Origin of the sequence: Polyangium sorediatum (assembly GCF_029946465.1) — a bacterium.
GTDB classification, from domain to species: domain Bacteria; phylum Myxococcota_A; class Polyangia; order Polyangiales; family Polyangiaceae; genus Polyangium; species Polyangium fumosum.
On the sequence record NZ_JARZHI010000005.1, the window covers coordinates 244350 to 266718 of the forward strand.

Annotated in this window: 20 protein-coding genes; 12 read left to right on the top strand and 8 right to left on the bottom strand. The window is 67.0% G+C overall.

Features of this window, described 5'->3' with window-relative positions:
* Window positions 1-204: 204 nt before the first annotated feature.
* The gene (locus QHF89_RS08860) at window positions 205-837 is read right to left on the bottom strand and encodes a glutathione S-transferase family protein (protein WP_136967667.1); all 633 of its coding nucleotides are present in this window, start codon (window positions 835-837) and stop codon (window positions 205-207) included.
* A gap of 390 nt (window positions 838-1227) precedes the next feature.
* Between QHF89_RS08860 and QHF89_RS08865 the strand changes: the two genes are divergently transcribed.
* Complete coding sequence (locus tag QHF89_RS08865; protein ID WP_136967668.1) at window positions 1228-2658, top strand: WD40 repeat domain-containing protein; 1431 nt, start codon at window positions 1228-1230, stop codon at window positions 2656-2658.
* Window positions 2659-3652: 994 nt separating this feature from the next.
* Here the strand turns inward: QHF89_RS08865 and QHF89_RS08870 are convergent.
* Window positions 3653-6292 (bottom strand): fascin domain-containing protein, encoded by a 2640-nt coding sequence (locus QHF89_RS08870; protein ID WP_136970915.1) that lies wholly within the window; start codon window positions 6290-6292, stop codon window positions 3653-3655.
* A 314-nt stretch (window positions 6293-6606) separates the two neighbouring features.
* On the opposite strand from QHF89_RS08870, the gene QHF89_RS08875 reads away from it, so the two are divergent.
* On the top strand, window positions 6607-8583 hold the full coding sequence (locus tag QHF89_RS08875) for a serine/threonine-protein kinase (RefSeq protein ID WP_284720256.1): 1977 nt from the start codon (window positions 6607-6609) through the stop codon (window positions 8581-8583).
* A 38-nt stretch (window positions 8584-8621) separates the two neighbouring features.
* Window positions 8622-9962 (top strand): FHA and sigma-54 interaction domain-containing protein, encoded by a 1341-nt coding sequence (locus QHF89_RS08880; RefSeq protein WP_284720257.1) that lies wholly within the window; start codon window positions 8622-8624, stop codon window positions 9960-9962.
* A gap of 119 nt (window positions 9963-10081) precedes the next feature.
* Here the strand turns inward: QHF89_RS08880 and QHF89_RS08885 are convergent, their stop codons facing one another.
* The gene (locus QHF89_RS08885) at window positions 10082-11212 is read right to left on the bottom strand and encodes a hypothetical protein (RefSeq protein ID WP_136970918.1); all 1131 of its coding nucleotides are present in this window, start codon (window positions 11210-11212) and stop codon (window positions 10082-10084) included.
* Between the two features lie 401 nt (window positions 11213-11613).
* Here QHF89_RS08885 and QHF89_RS08890 point away from each other — a divergent pair, with 401 nt between their 5' ends.
* The 3 genes from QHF89_RS08890 to QHF89_RS08900 all read left to right on the top strand — a co-directional run bounded on the left by QHF89_RS08890 (window position 11614) and on the right by QHF89_RS08900 (window position 14314).
* On the top strand, window positions 11614-12786 hold the full coding sequence (locus QHF89_RS08890; protein WP_136970919.1) for a CV39L family lectin: 1173 nt from the start codon (window positions 11614-11616) through the stop codon (window positions 12784-12786).
* A gap of 285 nt (window positions 12787-13071) precedes the next feature.
* On the top strand, window positions 13072-13413 hold the full coding sequence (locus tag QHF89_RS08895) for a YciI family protein (RefSeq protein WP_136970920.1): 342 nt from the start codon (window positions 13072-13074) through the stop codon (window positions 13411-13413).
* Window positions 13414-13660: 247 nt separating this feature from the next.
* Window positions 13661-14314 carry a DNA alkylation repair protein gene (locus QHF89_RS08900; protein ID WP_284720258.1) on the top strand — a complete coding sequence of 218 codons (654 nt, stop codon included), beginning with the start codon at window positions 13661-13663 and terminating at the stop codon, window positions 14312-14314.
* Between the two features lie 156 nt (window positions 14315-14470).
* Here QHF89_RS08900 and QHF89_RS08905 read toward each other — a convergent pair whose 3' ends face one another.
* Complete coding sequence (locus tag QHF89_RS08905; protein ID WP_136970921.1) at window positions 14471-15226, bottom strand: hypothetical protein; 756 nt, start codon at window positions 15224-15226, stop codon at window positions 14471-14473.
* Between the two features lie 880 nt (window positions 15227-16106).
* Here QHF89_RS08905 and QHF89_RS08910 point away from each other — a divergent pair.
* The 4 genes from QHF89_RS08910 (at window position 16107) to QHF89_RS08925 (ending at window position 17615) form a co-directional block, all read left to right on the top strand.
* Entirely contained in the window at window positions 16107-16412 is a 306-nt protein-coding gene (locus QHF89_RS08910) for a hypothetical protein (RefSeq protein WP_136970922.1), read from the top strand.
* A complete protein-coding gene (locus tag QHF89_RS08915; protein WP_136970923.1) occupies window positions 16409-16681 on the top strand; it encodes a hypothetical protein in 273 nt (90 codons plus the stop codon). Before QHF89_RS08910 ends, QHF89_RS08915 begins: the two co-directional genes overlap by 4 nt.
* Window positions 16678-17265, top strand: coding sequence for an RNA polymerase sigma factor (locus tag QHF89_RS08920; protein WP_136970924.1), 588 nt, complete (start codon window positions 16678-16680; stop codon window positions 17263-17265). The genes QHF89_RS08915 and QHF89_RS08920 overlap by 4 nt, the downstream gene beginning before the upstream one ends.
* Window positions 17266-17333: 68 nt before the next feature.
* Window positions 17334-17615, top strand: a complete 282-nt coding sequence (locus QHF89_RS08925; protein ID WP_136970925.1) for a hypothetical protein — start codon at window positions 17334-17336, stop codon at window positions 17613-17615.
* 163 nt (window positions 17616-17778) lie between these two features.
* Here the strand turns inward: QHF89_RS08925 and QHF89_RS08930 are convergent, their stop codons facing one another.
* Entirely contained in the window at window positions 17779-18135 is a 357-nt protein-coding gene (locus tag QHF89_RS08930) for a hypothetical protein (protein WP_136970926.1), read from the bottom strand.
* Between the two features lie 116 nt (window positions 18136-18251).
* Between QHF89_RS08930 and QHF89_RS08935 the strand changes: the two genes are divergently transcribed.
* The gene (locus QHF89_RS08935; RefSeq protein ID WP_136970927.1) at window positions 18252-18539 is read left to right on the top strand and encodes a helix-turn-helix domain-containing protein; all 288 of its coding nucleotides are present in this window, start codon (window positions 18252-18254) and stop codon (window positions 18537-18539) included.
* Window position 18540: 1 nt separating this feature from the next.
* Here QHF89_RS08935 and QHF89_RS08940 read toward each other — a convergent pair whose 3' ends face one another.
* Entirely contained in the window at window positions 18541-19674 is a 1134-nt protein-coding gene (locus QHF89_RS08940; RefSeq protein WP_136970928.1) for an IS1 family transposase, read from the bottom strand.
* 479 nt (window positions 19675-20153) lie between these two features.
* Between QHF89_RS08940 and QHF89_RS08945 the strand changes: the two genes are divergently transcribed.
* Window positions 20154-20366, top strand: coding sequence for a hypothetical protein (locus QHF89_RS08945; protein ID WP_136970929.1), 213 nt, complete (start codon window positions 20154-20156; stop codon window positions 20364-20366).
* A 264-nt stretch (window positions 20367-20630) separates the two neighbouring features.
* On the opposite strand, the gene QHF89_RS08950 is transcribed toward QHF89_RS08945, so the two are convergent.
* On the bottom strand, window positions 20631-21437 hold the full coding sequence (locus tag QHF89_RS08950) for an SDR family NAD(P)-dependent oxidoreductase (protein ID WP_136970930.1): 807 nt from the start codon (window positions 21435-21437) through the stop codon (window positions 20631-20633).
* Between the two features lie 22 nt (window positions 21438-21459).
* Window positions 21460-22362 carry an SDR family NAD(P)-dependent oxidoreductase gene (locus QHF89_RS08955; RefSeq protein WP_136970931.1) on the bottom strand — a complete coding sequence of 301 codons (903 nt, stop codon included), beginning with the start codon at window positions 22360-22362 and terminating at the stop codon, window positions 21460-21462.
* Window positions 22363-22369 lie beyond the last annotated feature (7 nt).

Consider the following 22369-nt stretch of genomic DNA (forward strand, 5'->3'; position numbering starts at 1 on the left):
TGAGGAGGGGGATAGGTCCAGTGCCGGATAGGCCATGGGCCTTGCGAGGTGTGGCGGGCCGTCAGGGATGATCGATGAAGAGCTCGGCAATGACGGTGTTCGGGCGCGAGGGCAAATGGGCGGGTTGTTCACCCTATGCGCTCGGGGAGGTAGAGCGAGTCGAAGCCGCGCGTTTCTACGGCGCGCGCCAGCCTTCAGGGCGCTCTAAGCCCCAGGCATCTTGAGGCCGCGCTCGGCCATTACGGATTTGTTGCGCGCCTCGCTCTTCGCGTACGCCGGGCGGGCTTTGACCCGCTCGGCATATCCGGTGAAGCTCGGGCGCGGCTCGAGCATCTTGAAGTCGAGCATGTACGCGATGGTGCCGCCGAAGATGACGTCGGCCATCGAGAATTCCTTGCCGAGGACGAAGTCACGGCCAGAGATGGCCGATTCCATCGTCGCAATCATGTCGTCGTAGTTGCCCCAACCGGCGGAGCCGGCGCGGAACTCCCAGTTGCCGGCCTTGGCCATCGAGCCGGGCTCGATGACCGAGGGGGCGAAGAGCGACCAGCGAAAATAAGTGCCGCGCGCCGCGTCGTCGAGCTTCGGCGCGAGGCGGCCCGGGGCATAACGATCCGCGAGATAGAGGCCGATCGCCGCGGATTCGGTGACGACGGTGTCGCCGTCGACGAGCAAGGGCAGCTTGCCCATCGGATTGAGCTTCGTGACCTCCTCCTTCTTCTGGCCGCCGGCCATGATGTCGACGAACTTGAGCTCGTACTCGACGCCGACTTCCTCGAGCATCCACACAGTGTTGGCAGCACGCGAAAACGGGTGGTGGTAAAGAACGATGGCCATGGTGGTGTCTCTTTCTCCGTTCGTTTCCGCCGGTCGGTCGGCGGCGCGGCGGAGGCTACCAGAGGCCGGTCCCGTTGGGCGCGGCGCCAGGTGCGGCAGATTTGAATTCCTCTGCCCGCCGCGTTCATGGCGCCCGTCTCGGCGCGTGGCGACCTCGACCGCTACCCGGCGATGATCACCGGCTCGAGCCGCGGCCACACGAACGAGAGCGCGCAGGCGCCGCGTCGGCGCCTCCAAAGCTCGTCCAGCGGGCCGAGCACGCGGGCCTGCGCCGCAGGCTGTGGAGTGAGGGCGGCCCCCTGGATGGGATGAGGCAGCCCAGGCGGCGCCGGATCCGCCGTTTGGGCTTGACGCGCGGGACGGGGACGTACCCAATCCCGAGCGATTTCGATGAAGAGCTACCTTCACAGGCCGGGCACGAAGCTCACCGGCCATTCCACGAGTATCCTCGCCGCGGACTTCAACGCAGACGGGTCCCGGCTCGTCTCGACGGCATGGAAGGACCGCACCGTTCGCGTATGGGACGTCGAAGCCGCGCGGACCGTATCGACGCTCGAGATCGCGAAAGACGTCAACAAAGCACGCCTCTTCCCGACCGGGGACCGGCTGGCTGCCACGTTCGACGACCAGGTCGTTCGTATCTACGAGCTCGAAAGCGGCAAGGAGCTCTCGCGCGCGCGCCAGAGGCTCCATCCCCGGGCGCTTTGCGTGTCTCCGGGCGGCAGGGTGTACTGGGCGGGCTGGGGCAGCGACGACACCGTCGTCTGGTCGTGGCTCCCCGACGAAGCCCCGAAGCCGCTCCTTCGGGAGATTCAATCCTTCGAGCCCGAATGCAGCTTATCGCTCGCCCGGGACGGCGAGGAGCTGTGGTGCTTCTTCGCGTGGGATCTCGTGGGATTCGACACGCGGACGGGCGCGGAGATCGCGCGGTTTCACGGCGACAGGGACGTGGCCCTCGGGGAAGGCTTCGTGCTCTCTCCCGAGCGATGCGCCGTGGCCGTGAAAGCAATGCTCAACCGTGATGACGATCCGGTCCGGCCGCGCATCTACAAGTGGAACCTCGATTCCGACATGCATGAATGGGGCACGGAGATCTTGGGACATCCCTATGGCGACAAACCGCTGCTGACGATGGCCCGGAGCCAGCGCTGGGTCGCGAGCGTCGGCAAGGGGGGCGTGATGTTTCATTCGCTTCGCAGCGGACGAGCGCTCGGGCTGCTGCCCTTCGAGGCGCCCGAGGCGACGCTTTCTTGCCTGAGCGTGTCACCGGACGATGACCTCCTCGCGGTAGGAGCTTCGAATGGCGACCTGGTCGTTTATGCCCTCGGCGATTCCTTGGTCGAACCGAGCGTGGCGACGCCGCAGATCGCCACGCGCTCTCGCCAAGGAAGCCAGCTCCTCTTGCGATTGCAGAAACGACCAGGGCTCTGGTTACGGGTGCACCAGGACGGCTCTCTCGAGCAGGCCGAAGGTGATGCCCGCGCCGATTCGAACATCACGACGCTGGCCATCCGGGCGGACCATGGGAAAAATGTGTCCGTTTCTCCTCCCCGCCTTCGATGGGACCTTTGCAGGCGCCTCTGGCAGCACGATCTCACGAAGCCGTCGCCCTTTCGCACGTCTCATCCCGTGCAGGTCTTCCTCAAAGCCGATCTGGTCGTCGAGGGTTACCTCGGCGTCGGAAATGACCCGGGAGCGGGGCAAACCCTTCTCGGCGTCGACCATGATCCCGACGGCGTGGGAGAGAGGGTCGCCGGGGAGCTCAGCGCCCGGACGATCCTCGCCGGCATCGACGAGCTGCTGGCATTGCTACCGGATTGAGACGCGAGGGGCCTCCCGCGCGAGCCGGCGCTTTCGGTGCTCATCTCTCCTCTTCTTCCGGCACTCATACATCTCGAAGACGGACATCTTGAGCGACCGCTCCACGCTGCCCCGGACCCCGCGGGGGGCTGTCCGCCCCCTCGACCCCGGACCAGCGAGGCGCTGGACCCAGGGTTGAAAAACTGCGCGGTGCGCAGTTTTTCAAACAGGCCGACGAAGAAGCCGGGGGGACAGCAGAAGCCGTAGCGCGGCTGTCTTGGTGGGGAACGCCGCCGCCGGTCAAAGACCAATGGTGATCTTATCTACCAAAGGCCGCAGCGCGGACAGGTCGGCGGCCAACGCCTCGTCGCATGACGTCGTGGCGTGACGCGATGGCCTCACGCTCCAAACAGCACGGCTCCGTCCCTCCACGTGATGGGGCCGTAGGTGTTCGGGCGATGAGCCGATGGTCTCCTGCATCGTGCCCATCTCTCGACGCCACGAGCCCGTCGCTCCTTCCATCGCCCCCGTTCCTCCAAGGCACGGCCTCGTACCTCCGGAGGCTCGACCACACGCCCCAGAGACTCGTCCCCGTCCCTCCAAGGCACGGCCTCGTACCTCCGGAGACTCGACGTCGTCTCTTCGGACACATGCCCCCATCTCTCGCACACACGTGCCCGTCGCTTTTGGGCTCGGCCCCCAAGCTTGAAGACACGGCCTCATCGATGAACTGCGTATCGCGCAGCTCATCGAACCGACGCCAGCGAACCCCCCCGGTCTTGCCACCGACCCGCTGGAAGGCCGCGCGCCTGCCTCGGTTGGCAACGTCGCTGCCGGTCTTGACCGGGCCTGTTCGATGAACTGCGCATCGCGCAGTTCATCGACCTCGGGTCCAGCCCCTGGCTGGTCCGGGTGCAGGGGCGGATAGCCCCTGCTGGGGCCTGGGGCAAAGCCCCAGCGAAGCGGCTTCACGAGGAGACCCATGCTCACCGCCGAGCCCATGGCCGTATGCCAATCAGCAGCCGAGCCAACCGCAGAACCAGTCCGCGGCGTCAGCGACGGTGGAAGAGATCCAGCCCTCCACCGTGTCGAAGCCCGATTCCACGACCGATCCCGCCGACTTCGACCAGATCACGAGCTCGGCGGCGGCGTTTCCGGTCGGGGAGATCATCTCGTCGCTGATCTGATGGACGGCGGTGTTGATCGCTCCGCCCACGACCGGCTGCGTTCCCTGCAGCCAGATCAACGTCTCACGACTGGCGTCCACTGCCCGTATGTAGGTGTTGCCTGCCATATGGTTGACGACGAGCGCGGAGTCGTCGAACGCATTCATGGCGACCAAACTCCCCTGGTGGGTCCAGTCGATCCCCCACTGGGTCACGTGCCTCGACGCCTCGAACGTGCCGCCGCCCGACCAGCCGCGCACGGCGTTCCACGCATCCACCGCGTCTTCGCCCTTCACGTACACGGACACGCCGACGGGAATGACGACGAGCGGCACGTTGAATCCGTATTGCCCATTTTGGCCATACTTCAGCTCGCCATAAAGGCCGACGCCGGCCCCGATGTTCACCGCCCCCGTCGTCCCATCCGGATCACCTACGCCCCTCGTCAAGACGACCAGGTTCGCTTCGGCGCCGAAGGCCACGCCGGTATCCGTGAAACTCACGGCCGCGGCGCCGGAGACGAGCTGCACCTCCGTGTTGTAAGGGATACCGCCGAGCGCGTTCCACGAGCAGCCCGCCGTGAGAACCGACCCCGATACCTTGATGTTACCCCGCGACGTCTCGAAATCGCCGTCGAACCAGCTCACCTCGTACGTGCGCCCGGCCGTGGGCAGCATCGCGCGCCCAGAAAGGAGCTCGTTCACCTCGATCGCCGTGCCCAGCTCTTGGGAGGGCAAGATCTCGGAGACCGTCGTGTGCAGGCTCTTTTGCTGGATGGGGCTCAGCGAATCCCAGAAATCCCTGCCCGTGCCGAGGCTGTAACCCAGGTGGGGCAGCGCCTCGGCGATCACGAAAGGATCACTCACGGCGTACCCACCGCCCCCGGGGTTCTCCACGACGAGCAAGAGCTCCCGCGTGCCGTCGTCGTCCACGTCCTCGTTGGCGAGCCTCATCTTCGGCACAGGAGCCGGGTCGACGAACGGCTGCACGAGCCACTCGCCCGTACCCGCGTCCGCATTCCCCGTGGTGATGCCCGGCGACGTGGCGGCGCGTTTCAGGAAATCGCCTTTCCAGGACCGAAGACGGACGGTCTCCGTCCAGAGGCTTTCGACCTTCCACCCGCCCTGGTCCCAGGTGGTGACGCCCTCCGGGCCGTCGGGGCGGTGCAGGTAGTCGCCCTTCCACGACCGGAGCTGGATCGTCCCGTTGTCCGTGCACTCGATGACCCAGGCGCTGCCGACGCCAGCAGGGGCGGCGGCGACGCCGTACGGGGTGTCGGGGCGGGTCAGATAATCGCCCTGCGACGACCGGAGGCGCACCACGTCATTGCAGGCGGCAGCGCCCATCGCGATGACCTCCGCCGTCCACTCGTCGTGACCCGAGGAGGCGAGGAGCAGCCCGTCGTTCTGGTTGGTCCGGGACAGATAGTCGTTCTGCGACGACCGCAGCTTGAAACGCCCGTTGGCGGTCGGGACGACGGTCCACTCGCCTTGCTGGGAATGGGTGGTGATGGGCGGATAGGCGCCTGCGCCGGCGCGGTGCAGGTAGTCGCCCAGCCGCGACCGGAGCTGGATGTTCCCATTGTTCATGCACTCGACGGTCCAGACATTGCCGATGCCGCTCCCCCACGTGGTGGCGCGTTCCGGGCCCTCGGGGCGGTGCAGGTAGTCGCCCATCTTCGACCGGAGGCGCACCCGATCGCCGCAGCGCGCCGGGCCTAGCACCTGGGCGCTGTCCCCGCTGGCCGCCATGCTGACGACCCCGTAAGCCTCGCCGACATAGGACCAGTCGTTGCCCGTTTCGTGGCCGATTTTGCCACGCTTCCAGATCCCGTTGTTGGCGGCCGCGTATAACGACCCGTTGTAGCTCGTCAGGCCGGTGGCCCCGGAAACGTCGCCGACATAGGTCCACTCGGTGCCCGGGGTGGCGCCGATGGCGTTGCGCCTCCAGAGCTTGTTGTTGGAGGCCACGATCAGCGACCCGTCGTGGGCCGCCATGCCAGTGACCCCGTAGGCGGAGCCGACGTAGGTCCAGTCGTTGCCCGTCTCGGGGCCGGTGGCGCCGCGCCGAAAGAGCCCGGTGTCGGTGGTCATGTAAAGCGAGCCGTTGTAAGAAGCCATCGCGGTGGCGCCCCAGGCCGGGCCGACGTGGATCCAATTTCCAGAATGGAGAGCGTCGCGTTTGTAGAGCTCGTTGCCGGCGACGACGTAGAGCTCGCCATGGTGAATGGCCATTGCCGTGACCCCGTGGACGGTGAGCTGGGCGTACCAGTCGTTGCCCGTCGCGGGGCCGAGGGCGCCACGCTTGTGGATCGCGTCGTTGGCGACGACGTAGAGCCCTCGAGGCATTTGGAGTTCTTGCCGAGCCTCGGAGAGCTCCTCTTCTTCCAGAGGCGCGCCGACGTCGGCTGCGCACCCGACGGGCGAAAGCGCGGCAATGAGGAGCGAGAGCGAAAGGGGGAGCACGCGGCGTGAAGGTTTCTGTTTCATACGAAGCTTGTGTTGTGGCTGGTGTCGAAGGTGCGGCCGGCCCGTCCGGCGTCGCGGTCGGCCTCTCAGCAAGCCTCGTACCGACCAGGTGGAGCCACGTTTGCGCGCGATTTCCCGCGAGGCGCGCCCCCGCGCGCGGCCGCGAGGCGCCTTCGGCCATTGGCCGGCCACTGGCCGGCCAGCCCTCATGAGCCGCTTCATGCTGAATGCAACGAATCCCTCGCAGCCGGCGCGTATCTGATCTCCTCCACCGGCCTGTTCTTCGCGATTACGCAGGCGACGCGCTGGGAAGGAAGGAAGTAGACTGGCGCGCCATGCGCACCCTCCCTGCCGAAGCTTCCTCCGCCGGCGAGCCGCGAGAGCAGACGAACAACGACGCGACCATCGGCTACACGTCGGAGCAGTCGCTTTGGCGCGCGGCGACGGTCGTGGCCGAACACGTCGAGCCGCTCGGCACGGTCTCGGAGCACGACGGCGACGTTTCGACCTTCCTGGGGCCCGGGAAGCGGTACCAGATCCGTGAAATGCTCGGGGTCGGCGGCATGGGAGAGGTGCACCTCTGCCGCGACGAGGCCATCGGGCGCGACGTCGCGCAAAAGACGCTCCTCACGGGAGTCGCCGGGAAAGGGCGCGAGGAACGGCGGTTCTTGCGGGAGGTGCGGGTGCAGGGCCAGCTCGAGCACCCGTCGGTCGTGCCGGTCTACGACATGGGTATCGGCGCCGACGGCAAGCCGTACTTCACGATGCGAAGGGTCCAGGGGCATACACTCGCGGAGGTGCTGCGAGGGCTCGCCCGAGGTGATGCGTCGATCCAGGCGGGCCACACGAGGCGCCGGCTGCTCGAGGCCTTCGTCCGGGTCTGCCTCGCCGTGGACTATGCGCATACCCGCGGCGTGCTGCACCGTGACTTGAAGCCGTCCAACATCATGCTCGGCGCCTTCGGCGAGGTGTACGTGCTCGACTGGGGCGTCGCGAAGCTCGTCGCCGATCGAGCGACGGGCACGCCCATCACGATGGGGGAGCCCCCCAAACCCCCGGCCCAGCCGGTGACGGTCCCAGGGGCCGAGCTCGCGCGTCAGGAGGGCATGGTGGGCACGCTCGCGTACATGTCCCCCGAACAGATGCTCGGCGTGGAAAACAGCCAGGACGCGCGCACCGACGTGTATTCCCTCGGCGCGATCCTCTACGAGATCCTGACGCTCCGCCCGCTGCACCGGGGCACGCGCGAGGAGATCACCGAGTCCACGCTGCGCGGCGCCGACGCTCGCGCGTCCGCCGTGGCGCCCGACGTTCCGCCGGAGCTCGATGCGATCTGCGTCCGCGCGACCTCCATCGAGCGGGCTCGGCGATTCACGAGCGCACGCGAGCTCTGCGACACCGTGGAGCGTTACCTCGACGGCGATCGGGACCTCGAGCGCCGCCGCGAGCTCGCCGCGCACCACGTGCAGCGCGCCCGAGAGGTATTCGAGCGCGCGCGGCGGCCAGAGAATGCCGGCGCGGCCGCGGCCACGCGCGCCGAGGCGATGCGCGAGGTGATCCAGGCGCTCGCGCTCGATCCCGAGGAGGCCGACGCCCGCGCGCTGCTCGTGAAACTGCTGCTCGAGCCCCCCGAGCACCTGCCGCCGAGCGTCGAGGCCGAAATGGCCGAGTCGGCACGCACGAGCCGGCTCTACACCGCGCGTTTCGGCATCTACGCCCTGGTGGGCTGGACCGCGACGATCCCCGTCGTCGCGTGGATGGGTATCCTCGACGTGTGGTCGTGCGCCGCGGCGTCGGTGCTCTGCGTGCTCTCCGCGCTCTACGCCGTCTGGATCTGGCGGAGCCGCGGCGCCACGTCGAGGCAACTGATCGTGCTCGCCACGGGGGTCGCCGCGACGTGCGGGGCGCTGAGCTGCTGGCTCGGTCCGTTCGTCCTCACGCCCACCGCGGCGGCGACGACGACCATCTGGTTCACGCTCCACGCGGAGCGACGCGAGCGCTGGCTCGTAGGGCTCCTCGGAGGGCTCGCGATCGTCGTTCCCTTCCTCCTCGAGCTCGTGGGGTGGATCCCTCGCTCCTTCAGCCTCGAGGCGGGCCGCTTCGTCCTCCACGCGCGAGGCGTACACCTCGCGCATCCGCACACCACGCTCGCGCTCCTCTACTCGAGCGTGACGTTCACCGTGCTCCAGCCGGTGCTACTCGGGGGGCTCCGCGACGCGTTGAGCGCCGCGGAGCGCAAGCTCTTCCTCCAGGCCTGGCACCTTCGGCAGCTCGCCCCCACCGCGGGCAGCTCCTCCCACGCGCGTCGCTGACCATGCCGTCCGGCGGGTATCGGCGTACACTGCCCACGTTGAAGACCGAGACGCTCGACGACGCGCTGGAGTTCGCCCCGGACACGATGGGGACGACCCACCCAGGGCTTTTGGTGGTGCATTCCGGCGAGCAGCCCAAGCACCACGTGCTCGCGTGCGGTGAGGGCGAGCACACGCTCGAGGTGGGCCGCGACGAGCTCGCGGCGGCGGGGATCCTGGACGGTCGCGTGTCGCGGCGGCACGTCCGCATCGAGCTCGACGACGCTCGCTGGACGGTGCGCGATCTCGGCAGCCGAAACGGGACGTTCGTCGATGGGCGGCGGGTGCAGAGCGCGCGCAGCCTGAGCGCGCCCGTGGTGCGAATCGGACACACCGTGATGCTCCCCGTCGGCGACCGCCGGCCGTACGAGGCCCGCGGGCTCGTGGTCCGCGACGGCGTGGTGATGGGGAGCTCGCTGCTGATGTTACGCGACCGCATCGCGCTCATTGCGCTGAGCGGCGCGAGTGTCCTCATCCTCGGCGAGACGGGCGCCGGCAAGGAGCTCTGCGCCGAGGCCTTCCACACCGCGTCGGGGCAAAGCTTGAGCCGCCCGTTCGTCGCGGTCAACTGCGCCACGATCCAGAAGGAGCTCGCCGAGGGCATCCTTTTCGGCGCCCGCCGCGGCGCGTACACCGGCGCCGTGACGGATACGCTGGGCCTCGTCCAGGCGGCCAACGGCGGGACGTTGTTCCTCGACGAGGTCGCCGAGCTCGATCTGGGCGTGCAGGCCAAGCTGCTGCGCGTCCTCGAGACGAAGCGGGTCATGCCGCTCGGCGGCGTCACCCCGATCGAGGTCAACGTGCGTGTGTGCGCGGCGACGCACAAGGACCTGCGGGTCGAGGTGACCGAGGGGCGATTCCGTGGGGATCTGTACTTCCGCATCGGCCGCCCCGAGGTGCGGCTTCCGGCTCTCCGCGAGCGCCGCGAGGAGATCCCGTGGCTCATCGAGCGTGCGCTCGCGTCCTCGACGACGACCCGCGCGAAGGTCACGGCGGGCGCCGAATTCGTCGAGGCCTGCATGCTCCGGCCCTGGCCCGGCAATGTGCGCGAACTCCTGGCCGAGTCGAAAATTGCGGCGCTCTCGGCGATGGCCGCTCACCACGGAAGCATCCTCGCGACGGATCTCGACGAGGAAGCCGGGCGCGCGCTCGCTTCCGCAGACGAGTCCGAAGTCGACGCGCGGCCCGAGGCGCCGGCGCCCGAGCCCGAGGCGATCGAGGCGGCGCTCCGCGCGGAGCACGGCAACGTCGCGCGCGCCGCGGCCCGCCTCGGCGTCACGCGCGGCCGGGTGCGGCGCTACGTCGAGCGGCAGGGGATCGACGTGCGGACGCTGCGCTGAAATCGGCCCCCGAACGCCCCGCAGGACGCAGGGCGAGCGGAGCCGAGCGTATACGAGCGCCGTCGGGCTTGGCCCTGATCGGCGGGAGAGTTACCCACAATTCCCCAGCGGGCGGTGCCTTACTTCGCGCATGCCCACCTGCCCAACCTGCTGTTGGTAACGGTTATCATCCATAGCCCGGTATTGACGCTGGGAGCCGTTATCACGATGCCTTCACTCGCGTTGTTCAAATTGAACGCGCCATTGATCTCGGTGAGGGCGCATCCCTTGACGACGGGGGAGCCCAAGGACCCCCCGATGGGTACACTCGTGGTCCCGTCCTCGGTGGCATACGCCATGCCCGACGCGAACTCCGTTCCTGTCGGGAAGTCCGCGCAATCGGCCGAGATGGTAGCGTGCGAGCCGCTGACATCGTCAATGAGGTTGCCTTCGATATACCATCCGGTCGACGAGTGGGTGGCATCCGTCGTCGTTATCTTGACGACGCGCGCGAATCTGGTGGAGCTGTTCCACGAGCCATCGACGCCGGTCACGCCGGTGAGGAAGCATTGCCGCAGGCTGGTGCCCAGAGCGGCGACCCAGACGGGAGGGGAAGTACCACCACTATTGCTCGACCACAAGCCGCTTGCAACGTAGCTGCTGGGGAGGCACGCCGTGCTGGCTTTGACGAGATTGTTGTACGGGACCCGTGCGTTGTGCTGATCCGTGAATGCGCCTCCGTGTGCAAAGAGCGTGCTCCCACTCACGCGGGCCGCCGCTTTCATGCTGATAGAACCGCCGACCCAGAGGCCTTGGTTGAGATTGCCTGCCACCCCGCTGAGGAAGCATCTCTCCGAGGGGTCGGGCGAAATCGTGGTGCCGGTAAAATTGGTCGTGCTCTGCGCCGTGAAGGCGCTGAAACCGGTGAGCGCCTCCTCGGCCTCGTCGACGATCTCCTCCGCGTTGAAGCCATCGGGATCTGCGGCCGCACAGCCCAGCGTCATGCAGAGGCCTCCGCCAAACACCGCCACGATCGACGCGGAGATGAGCGAGGATAGATGCTTACGGGGCATGGTTTCAATCATCCTTTCGGCAACCCATCGAGTTGCCATTGCTGTGGGGGCTTCGAAAGCTGAATCGAGCGTCATGCGCCAAGCGCGGCGCGTGACGTTGGAGGTAGAGCCACGCACCCTCGCGTCGTGACCGTCGAAATCCTGCTGGGGACAAAAAAGGGCGTCGAGGACGGGAATTGCGCCGCGCAAGCTGCCCAAGACCCCGGCGCTGTCTCGAAGATGGGCCGAGCAAGACGCGAACGACCCAGGCGCCCTCTCGCTGATCACCCTTCCACGACGATGACGTGCACCTGCTGACCAAGCCCTTCGACGCGAAGGACTCCCGCGCCGGCTACCCCGGGCCGCACCGCAACGCGTAGGCGTCAGCATTCGCCTTCCTGCCACTCGAATCCTGTCGCCTGATACCGCCGCGGCGATTTCGGCAGGACGCCGGAAGGCGGCGGCGTCGTCCGGCATGCCGCGCCGCACCCCAGCGGGATTCGGCGCCGATCCGCGTGCTCTTGGCACTGCGGGGACCGGCTTGCGTCCAGAGCGTCCGGCTGCATGGACTCCGCAGGTGAGATTCAGACGCTGAACGACGCTCGATGGGGAGGGCTATCATGATCAGGAGCATCCTTCTTGCCGCATCCGTCGCCGCCGGGTTCTTGGTGACCGCAAGGGACGTAGCCGCCAACGCGAAGCTATTGTCGATTTACGCCGCGCAAGGCAATGGGGGCAATCTCCAGGTGATCGGCATTGGCAGGGCCGACGCCTTGCCCAACCTCGCGGACTGGCAGTACAGCGGCGATGGCAGTTGGCACGCCGGCTTCGCCTTGCCGAGCCCCGGTGTGCGCCTCTTGCCGTCGCTCGCCGTCGCCCCGGGCAATGGCGGCAACCTCCAGGTGGTCGGCCTCGGCTCCTTGGATAACTTGCCCTACCTCGCGTCGTGGCAGAACAGTTCCGACGGCTCGTGGCACGCCGGCTTCGCCCTGCCGAGCGCCACGGCGCCAGGCGCCCCACCGGGAGCCCCTCCCGTCGCCCTCTCGTCGATCGCGATGGCCAACGGCAACAATGGCAACCTCCAGGTGGTCGGCATTCGCGCCGTCGACTCCTTGCCCTACCTCGCGTCGTGGCAGAACAATTCCGACGGCTCGTGGCACGCCGGCTTCGCCCTGCCGAGCCCCAACGTGGCCCTCTCGTCGTCGATCGCGATGGCCAACGGCAACAATGGCAACCTCCAGGTGGTCGGTATCGGCGGTGCGGATCGCTTGCCCTACCTCGCGTCGTGGCAGAACAGCTCCGACGGCTCGTGGCACCCCGGCTTCGTCCTGCCGGGCCCCGGCGTGCGCCTCTCGTCGATCGCCGTCGCCCCGGGCAACAGCGGCAACCTCCAGGTGGTCGGCCTCGGCGCGAACGACGGCTTGCCCTACCTCTCGTCGTGGCAGCACAGCAGCAACGGCACGTGGGAGCCCGGCTTCCTCCTGCCGAGCCAGGGCACGCCGCTCTCGTCGATCGCCGTCGCCCAGGGCAACAGCGGCAACCTCCAGGTGATCGGCCTCGGCAAGAACGACGGCTTGCCCTACCTCGCGTCGTGGCAGAACTCCGACGGCACGTGGCACGCCGGCTTCGCCCTGCCGAGTACCGGCGTGCGCCTCTCGTCGATGACCGTCGCCCCGGGCAACGGGGGCAACCTCCAGGTGATCGGCATCGACGCCATAAGCAACTTGGCCTATCTCGCGTCGTGGCAGAGCAGCTCCGACGGCTCGTGGCACGCCGGCTTCCCGTTGCCGTGAGGCGGGAGCGGCAAGAGGGATCTGATTGTGTACCGCTCGGGCGGCTAGAAGCAGGATCAAACGAGCGATCCAACAGGATATATTTGCATGGGGTCCTCCAGGAGGGGGCGCAGCCTTCGGGGCCCCCTGCGTCAATATCCCTGTTGACGTGCGTCCCAGCACAGTCTTTGATGTCCCCGACCGGACCCCAAGGACGAAGCATGACCGTCACCAAACGCGATCTCCTCCCAACGCTGATTTAGGCCTCACGCCCAATTCCGAAACTCACACCCGGAGGACCGAACGATGACGAAGTACCTTATCTCCTTCCCCGGATCGGCGATGGACGTCGCCGACGAAGACATGGCTGCCGTCGGCGAAGCGTCACACGCGGTCATACGCGAGGCGAAGGATGCCGGCGTCTATGTGTTCGGCGGTGGTATCAAGGAGGACGTCGCGCCGCTGATGGTCGCCGCCGACGGCACCGTCACGAACGAGACCTACCCGCAGACCAAGGAGTTCGACGGCGGCTTCTGTGTCCTGGAACTCCCGTCGCGCGAAGCCGCCGTCCAATGGGCCGCGAAGATCGCCAAAGCCTGCCGCTGCTCGCAGGAACTCCGCGAGTTCGGGTACGACCCCGAGAGCTGACCGGCGAGGTCGCAGCCCGATGCGAACGCCATGAACTTCGGACAGGCAACACGCCCAAGCGCCTCGCTACATCCGTGAGGCCTACCCCTTCGTTGCACCCGACTCGCTACAGCGGGCTTCGCCCGCGAGCGGGTGAACGCAAACGTTCGGCGGCGGAGGCGTGGGGCGGGTGAACCTGTAAGGGACTGTCGAGGAACGGTGCAGGGGGCCAGCTACTGCGCGGAGTCGTTATCTGGCAAGCAGAGGGGTGACAGATAAAATGGCTTTATCGGCTAGAGCAAAGAAACTTGTCGCTGAGATCACGAACGGAAACCTGAAGCTGGGCGACCTAAAAAAGCGTGGCAACGAGATCAAGAAGGACCACGGTCTGGCAATGGAGCTTTGGTCAACGGGTCAATACTACCCTCGACTTCTCTCGACCCTCATCTTCGATAAGAAGCTCCTCGCAGAAAATGTCATCGATCAGCTTGCATCGGATGTGCTTCGGCATGACGCGGAAGAACGCAACCAATTGGCGGACTGGCTGTTGGCGAACCAGCTAGCCAAAGACAAGAAACTTGTCTCCCTTGTCGCGACATGGGAGAAGAATCCTTCCCCTATTCTGCGTCGCTTGTTCTGGTATCACCAAGCTCGCTTGCGCTGGACAGGGCAAGTTCCTCCCGACAATAGTGCAGGCCTGCTTGATTCCCTGGAAAGCGATATGGCTCATGCTGAACCCGAAGTTCAGTGGGCAATGAATTTCTGCGCTGGCCAAATTGGTGTTCACGAGCCTCAGTTTCGATCCAGATGTATCAAACTTGGGGAAACATTAGGGCTCTACAAGGACGAGCGTGTTGCCAAAAACTGCACACCGTCGTACCTTCCAGAGTTTATCAGGATCGAAGTCGCCAAGCGTGAATGACACCGAATGGGGCAAATCTGATCATGGGCCGCCGAACGCACCGAACCGCTGCGGGCGGTGCCGTATGTGGCCCGCGACGGAAAGTGGGCGGAGCGAATGCGGAGCGCCTTTCCGCATTTTGCACATTTCCCCCCGGAGAAGAGACCGATCCCAGCGTTACGCGCCGTGTGCAGATGGGTCGGCGCTACCGCGGAAGATGGCCGCCAGCAGCGGCAGCATGACCACGAGCAGCGTTGCCGACGTCGTGATCCAATAGGGAGTCATCTCCCCGAACACGCCGTTGACGTGCAGCAGCACCTTGCCAGCCACGCGCACCTGGTAGGCCTCGAATGCAACCAGCACCGCCAGCGCTGCCGTCGTGATCCACGTCAGGATCGGGGCCCAGGACCGCAGCCTGTAGGTGCCCATGGCGCCCAGCCCGAGCACGGCGAGGCAAGCGAGATCGAACACCACGCGCCGCGTGTGCCCCCCACCGGCGTCGTACATCGCCACGAAGGAGAGCAAGAGCATCTGGACGAGCGCGGCGACGAGGGAGACGAGCAGCGTGCGGCGGAAGGCCACGGGGGCGAAGAGGCGCTCGGGCCGCGTGCGCAGCCCTGCTCCGCCGAGCGCGAGCAAGGCGCAGCCCGCCGCGACGACCCCGAAGCTCTTGTTCGCCAGGTGGCTATGCAGGTGGAAGCCCGCGTGCCATGGAAAATGGGCGACGCCGACGAACACCGACGCCCCTAACACCGCGCGCACCGTGAGCTGCGCGGCCGGGTGCGCCAGATGAAGCAGCAGCGCGGCCATCCCCAGCAAGAAGACGGGGGCCGAGCGGAGATAGACACCGTTCCACGCGGCCAACGCGAAGGTGATGCTCACCAGCGCGAGCAGGCGACGCGACCAGGGCAGCTCGTCTCGGGACAGCCACATAGGCATGGCGAGTTATCACGCGAAGGTCGTGAGCGCACCAGGAGCGAGTCCACATGCGACGAGCTACGCTTCTCGGACCGGCGATGCGCTTCAAAATGGAGCGCAGGGTGCTCCAAAATGGAGCGGGGAGGCCCCAGAGTGAGGTCCGGGCGCTCGGGAACGGTCATGGGGGGGCCCCAGAGTGAGGTCCGGGCGCTCGGGAACGGTCATGGGGAGGCCCCCAAGCGAGGTCCGGGCGTCCGGGAGGGTCTTTGGGGAGGCCCCAAAGCGAGGTCCGGGTGTTCGGGAACGGTCATGGGGAGGCCCCAAAGCGAGGTCCAGGCCGTCGGGAGGGTCTTTGGGGAAGCCCCATCGCGAGGTCCCGGGGGTTGGTAATGGGCAGTTTTCCCATTCAGTGGGCGGTTTCGGTGTAATGCCGTAGCGCGCCTCATTCGCGGGGCGTAGGGTCCGCGTTGCCTGAACAAGGCGCCGCCCCGATGGTGCTGCTAACGCCACCGGGGCGACTCGACCGCAACCTCTCGCAGGAGGTCACGATCGTGACGCTCACCCTAGTTCGTCCCTCGTCCGAGGGCCAAGACGGCGGACGTCCGCCCCGTCGTCGGTACGTTCTTTCCCGCTTCTCCCAGGCTCAGCGCGCCCGCATCCGGGCGACCCTCCGGAATCTCCGCGCCGCGTACGGCTCCTGGTCGTGCCTCGCCGCGGTGACCGGGTTCCGGCCGTCGACGCTCTCGTCGGCCGCTTCTGACCCTCGCCAGGCTTCGCTCTCGATGGTCCACCGTCTGGCGCGCGTCGCCGGCACGACGGTCGAGGCCATTCTGTCCCCGGGGCTGGTCCCCGTGGTCGACGTCTGCCCGACGTGCGGGCGGAAGGGAGGCGCGTCGTGATGATCGCTCCCCTCTACCCGGGCGGCTTGCTGGAGATCCAGCGGGCGAACCTCCGCGCCTTGCTGCGCCACCTCTACCGCGAGCACGGGACCTGGATCGCCGTGGCTCACCTCGTGAGCTTCCGCCGCTCCTTTGTGCTCGCGTTCTGCGACGGGACGGAGCCGGGCAACATGGCGCTTGCCCGGAGCATCGCCCGCGCCGCGGGGCTCTCGCTCGACGATGCCCTTGCGGGCAAGGCTCCGCCGAGGAAGGCGCTGTCCCTTGTGCTGGTCGCGCCGCGCCGGAAAGGCGGTGCCTCATGACCGCCGAGCACGACCAGGACCGTGAGCCGCCGAGCATTCCAGCGGTGCTGACGGACGAGCAAACCGCACGCGTTCGCGCGAGGCTCGATCGGTTCGCCAAGGGGACGAGCGTCCGCGGCTGCGCCAAGGCCCTCGGCTACGCGCGGAAGTACGTGCGCGCCGTGCGAGACGGCGTGATCCGCCCGTCGGTCCACTTCGCCGCCCGCGTGGCGCACGTCGTCGGGATGGATCTGGCTTCCCTGCTCGGGCTCTCCGGAGGTGCGCCGTGATCCGGTACCGCCACGATCCGGAGCGCCCCAACGAGCCGATCGTCGAGGCCGCGCCGCGAGACATTGACGCCTACCGCGGGTTCGCCCGCTCCTACCTTCACGCGAAGTGGCCCGTGCTCGGCGAAGCGGACGTTGACGAGGTCACGCAGGACTCGCTGTTCGTGCTCTGGCGTATGGTGAACGAGGGGCGCGTCCGCGGCGTGTACGTCGACCCGCCCGACGTCGTGATCCGCAGCTTGCTCGTCACGATCGCCTGGCGCGTGGCCGGCAACCACGCTGCGGGGCTGCGTCGGAAGGACGCCCGTCACATCCCGATCGGCGAGGAGCACGGGCGCGACCTCCCCGACCTCGCGGCGCGTCCGGAGGACATCGCAGAAGCTCGGCGCGTGCTCCGTCACCTCGCGCGATCGAAGGCGCGGCCGATGCGCGTCCTCCTGCTCGTTGTCCAGGGAGAAAGCGCGGAGGACATCGCCGCGCAGTTTGGAATCGACCTCCGCACGGTCTACAAGGCGACCGCGACCGCCAGACGGCAGCTAGCCGCGCGGTACGGTCGGCCCCGCTGGTCACGGAAACGGAAGCGCTGAACACCCGCCTCCCCTGACCGAACGCTCCCGATGTACGGCAACATGCCGCGGCAAGTAACGTCGTCGGCATGAAACTGCACGTGAATTTCGTACACACTCCCGACGGTACGAGCAAGGCGGAGAAGGAACTCGTCATCGCTCTCGCCGGAACGCGCGCCGACTACGACTTGGCGAACGCATACTTGGAACGGTACAGGGAGGCGCAGAGACGCGGGATCGTTCCGACACCCGCCGACGTATCCGTCGATGTGATCGCGGTGCTCCGGCGCGCGGAGGCCTACGTGGGCGAGGAAGCTCCCGGCTTTACCGTTGCCTTGTCCTGGGAACCCGAGTCCTCGGACCTCGGGTAGACGGCTCGAATCACGCGAAAGTCCGGGCTCGCCTCCGAGACGTAGACAAGGCGCCCGTCGATGTACCCCTCGATCCTCGGAAACCCAACGATCCATAGCTCGGTTGGCTGGGGATGCTTCTTCAACTCGTCGTTGGCCATGTCGTACATGATGGCGCGGCGTTTCAGGACGTACACGCTCGTGCGATGAGGCCGGCCACGAAGAGCAAGACGCCGAGCATGAACACGAACGCGCAGCCCTTGGCACAGCCCGTCCCCTCGCTCGGCTGAACGTTCACCACCTGCGAGACGATGACGGGCGGCGAGGCCGCCGGAATCCTCCCCGCCCCCGCGCTCGCCGCCCGAGCAAGCGCCTGCGCGAACGGCTCGTGCGCCCCGACCGGGAGCCACTTCTCCTCGCCCACGCGCCGCGCCTTCATGGTCGCCGGCATCCCCCGTTCGATCGTCTGCACGAGCGCGCTTTCCGAGAACGGGCCGTGAATAGTCGTCCCGTCGTAGAGCTCCCACTGGTCGTTCGCCATGTCCTCCGCCTCCGTCGTCGCGACGGATCACGGTAGAGCGGTGGGTTCGTCGAGGTCAACGAAACACGGCCTATCGACCGTTATTCCGCCGAGGACGAAGGCGTAGACCCGCGAGGGTGACAGACCGTCCCGCCCGCGTCGTCGAGATTCTCGGCTACATTGGGGCGAACGTGCGCCGTCTGCGGCTGTCTCGCGGGCTCACGCAAGAACGGCTCGCCGAGGCCGCGGGACTCGACCTTCGTTTCCTTCAGCGGGTCGAGCGCGGGCAGACGAACGTCGGCGTCGCCGTGGTCGTGGCGCTCGCGGACGCCCTCAACGTGCCTCCCGCGAGGCTTTTCCGAAAGGCGGCGCTCCCCGAGGCCAAGCCGGGGAGACCGCGGAAGCCGAAGCAGAACCGAGGCTAGCCTACTCGTCGTCCTCGGGATCGTCGAAGAACGCGAGACGTCGCTCCTTCTGTTTCCAAAGGAACAGATCCATCTGCTGCCAGTGGGCCTCGTAGTCGTCCACGCGCGGAGTCGGATACCGAACCGGGACCGGAGGCGGTGGAGGCTTCGGCGCCTCGCTCGGCTTGGCCTTGCCGCCGTCGATCACGCGGAGCCACCCCTTGCCGTCCGGGAGTTTCCTCGCCGCGCCCTGCTTCTCTCCCGGGGTGGGAGCCGGCGGGGCAAGATCCCGAGGTTTGGGAGGGTCGCAAGGAGCCGCCGCGAGGGCGCGCTCGACGAGCTCTTCGACCGTCCACACTTGCGAGGTGATGCCAGCCTCCATGGCGGGCGTGACGCGCAACGCCTCGTGCACGCGGACGAAGTTGTAGAACGCGACGTGGAGCGAGATCGCCGCGCGATGGTTCTCGATCTTGCGGCTGAACCCATTACAAAGCCGGGTGAAGCGGCGAATGTGCATCCTCACGGTGAGGTTCGCGCGTTCCACGTGCGACGTGCTCGCGCGGTCGAGATCGGGCGCCCCGTGCTCGGCTCGCTTCGTGATGAACGGATCCCGGGGCGGTTCGTAGCGGTGGTCATGGCGCTGCCCGTCCGCGCGCCTCTTCTTCGAGTAGTTCTTCTGGATCACGGCATGGTCGACCGAACCCCCGAAGGACTGCCCGATCGCCGTCGGATACGATTGCCAGCCGTCCGTGGAGACCTCGGGGATCGTCACGAGCCGAGCACGGAGATCGGCGACGAAAGCCTTGGTCGTGGCCTCGTCACGCTTGCCCACGCGGTAGGACACGATGAGCTTCTTCGTCCTGGCGAGCGCGAGGTAGGCGTAGGCGTCGCCGTACTCCGGCGGATCCTCGGGCTTCACCCGGGCCTGCTTCGTGTGAACAAAACTCCAAATCTCGTCGCACTGGATCTCGCGAATGTCGAGATTGTGGACGAGTTGATTGTGCAATCGGTCGCACCCCTCGCCGATCCGCACGAGGAGGGACAAGATCGCCTCTTTGCAGGTCCCCGTGAGCCTGGACGTCGAGCGCACGCTGGCGCCCTCTACGAGGTGAGAAACGACGGCGACACGCTCGGCAAGCGAAAGGTGATTGCCCACGGCGAAGCCCCGACGAGCGCCGTCTCCCGGGGATCCCGACGCGCCCTTCTGCGCGCCATCCTCACCCGTCCGACCGGCCGACTCGACGGATTGAATCTATCACGATTTTGCTTCGATTCGTCGTTAATACGAAATTGCATAGGACACGTAATGTCCTAGGTCCGACGGGGTGTCGGATCGCGGCGGTTCACAGGCCGATCGTGGTGGGTCACGATTGACCCATAAATGCCGTAGCAAGATGCCGTAGCATTTAAATGTTCTTGTGTCGGCGATCGTTCGGCGCTACCACGTTCAAACCCTCCGACGAGGGAACCGGCGACAGAACGACCACAAAAGCAATCGAGCGAGCCGCGAGGCTGCCGCCTCATGACCCGCCCGACGCCCCCAACCAAGGTGTCGGAGAGGGTATGGGAACGCAGGCCATTCGTCAAGGTGATGTTCTGTTCTTCGCGCGCTCGCTTGTGTGGAGGATCACGGCAATGCGGTACGAAGAAATCAAGAACATGCCCGAGCACGAACGGATGCGCGTCTTCTTCGAGCTATGGGAGACGTACAAGCGCGCGAAGGACTTCGAGGTCACGCAGGAGGCGGCCGATCGGCTCGCCGCGATGTGCAACGTCACCGCGCCCCGCGTGAAGGTGCGCGACGGCTACGGCTTCACTCCGCGTGGCGGGGGCTACGAGGTCTACTAACGTCGGGACCGGCGCGGGGTCGAGAGGTCTCGCGCCGGTTGTTCATCCGAAGGCGTCAAGGGGACGAGGGGGTCATTGGGCAGAACTGCCCACTACCCGGGGGTTGGGGAACGGTCATGGGGAGGCCCCATCGCCAGGTCCCGGCGTTGGGGAACGGTCATGGGGAAGCCCCGTCGCGGGGGCCCGGTGGTCGGGAGGGTCTTTGGGGAGGCCCCATAGCAGACCTCCCGCTACGCGAACGGAATCAGGGCGTTCCCCTCGTCGTCACACCGTGGGCGTGGCCCCTCCATCGATACGAAACGTCGTGCCCGTCATGAAGTCCGTCAGCGGACTCGCGAGGAAACACACGGCCTCCGCGATATCGGCCGGCAGGCCGAGGCGATCCACCGTCTGATGCACCGCGTTCTTCAGCACCCACGCACGTCCTTCGGCGGGATCGGTCAAGCCTTGCTTGGCGGCGATCTCGCGGAACCACCCGTCGAGGGCGGGCGTGTAGATGAGACCGGGCATGATGCCATTCGACGTCACGCCGGTGCCGGCCAGGGCCTTCGACAAGCTCAACGTGAAATTGTTGAGCGCCGCCTTCGATGCGCCGTAGGCACCGAGTTGCGCGTGCGGGGAAATCGCATTGCGCGACGAGATCTGAATGACGCGGCCCCACCGGCGCTCCCGCATGCCCGGCACGAAGGCCTGCACGAGCCGCACGGCAGGGAGCGTGTTGCTCTTGTACTCGTCGAGCCATTCTTCGAGCGGCGCGTCGAACCAGGACGCGTGCGCCACATTCGTCGCGCCGCCCGCATTGTTGACCAGGATGTCGATGCCGCCAAACGCGCGCGCGGCGGCATCGATGACGTGGTCCAGACCCTCGGCGGTCGACAGGTCCCCGAGGGCAATGGCTGCGCGCCCTCCCCTCGTGGTGATCTCGTCCGCGACGGCCTGCGCGCGCTCGGCATTGCGACCGTGCACGACGACCGCGACGCCCTCGCGGGCCAAAAACCGCGCCACCTCCGCGCCAATGCCCGAGCTCGATCCCGTCACGAGCGCGCGCTTGTCTTTCAGGTGCAGGTCCATGGTGTCCTCTCTTGGGGGCTCTTCAAGGGCGGGGCAGCTTCAGCATCGCCCGGCCCACATCGGTGTCGGCGAAATCAGGGAAGCCGTCGGCGTCGGTGCTCGCGCTGAGGGCCCGGTGGGCCTCGTCGTTTTCGCCCAGCTCTCGCAGCGTCAGCTTGGCGAGCACGTACGCGTCGCTCCCCAGGAGCAGGCGTCGCGGCTGCTTCTCCATCGACGCGAGCGCGAGCAGCACCTTCGCCGCTTTCTCGGGCACGCCGCGCGCCGCAGCGGGGTTGCCCCGAATCTGCCTGTTGAGCGCGCCCACGGAGGCTTCGTAATCGGGCTGAGTCGTGTAGATCTTCATCGAGCTGCCCGCCCAATCGGTGCCGAAGCCGCCCGGCTCGACGATGGTGACCTGAATGCCGAGGTGCGCGACCTCATTGAGGACGACCTCGCTGAAGCCCGCGACGGCGAACTTCGCCGCCTGGTACGCGCTCAGGCCCGGCGTGCCCCCGCGCCGTCCGCCAATGGAGCTGATCTGCAAGATGCGCCCGCTGCGTTGCTTGCGCATGACGGGCAGCACGGCGCGCGTGACGTGCACGACGCCATAGAAGTTGGTGTCGATCTGCGCGCGGAAATCGTCGAGCGGGATGTCTTCGGCCGAATCGATGTTGGCGTAGCCCGCATTGTTGACGAGCACGTCGATGCGGCCAAAGGCGTCGACCGCTTGCTGGACCGCGCGCACGGCCTGCTCGGGCTGCGTGACGTCGAGTGCGACCGTCTTCACGCGGTCGCCGTATTGCTTGACGAGGTCCTCCAGATCGGCGGGCTTGCGCGCCGTGGCGACGACGTGGTGCCCAGCCGCGAGGACGGCAAGGGCGAGGGCGCGGCCGAGGCCACGCGAGCTTCCGGTGATGAACCAGACCTGCGAGTCGTTTTCACTCATGCACGAA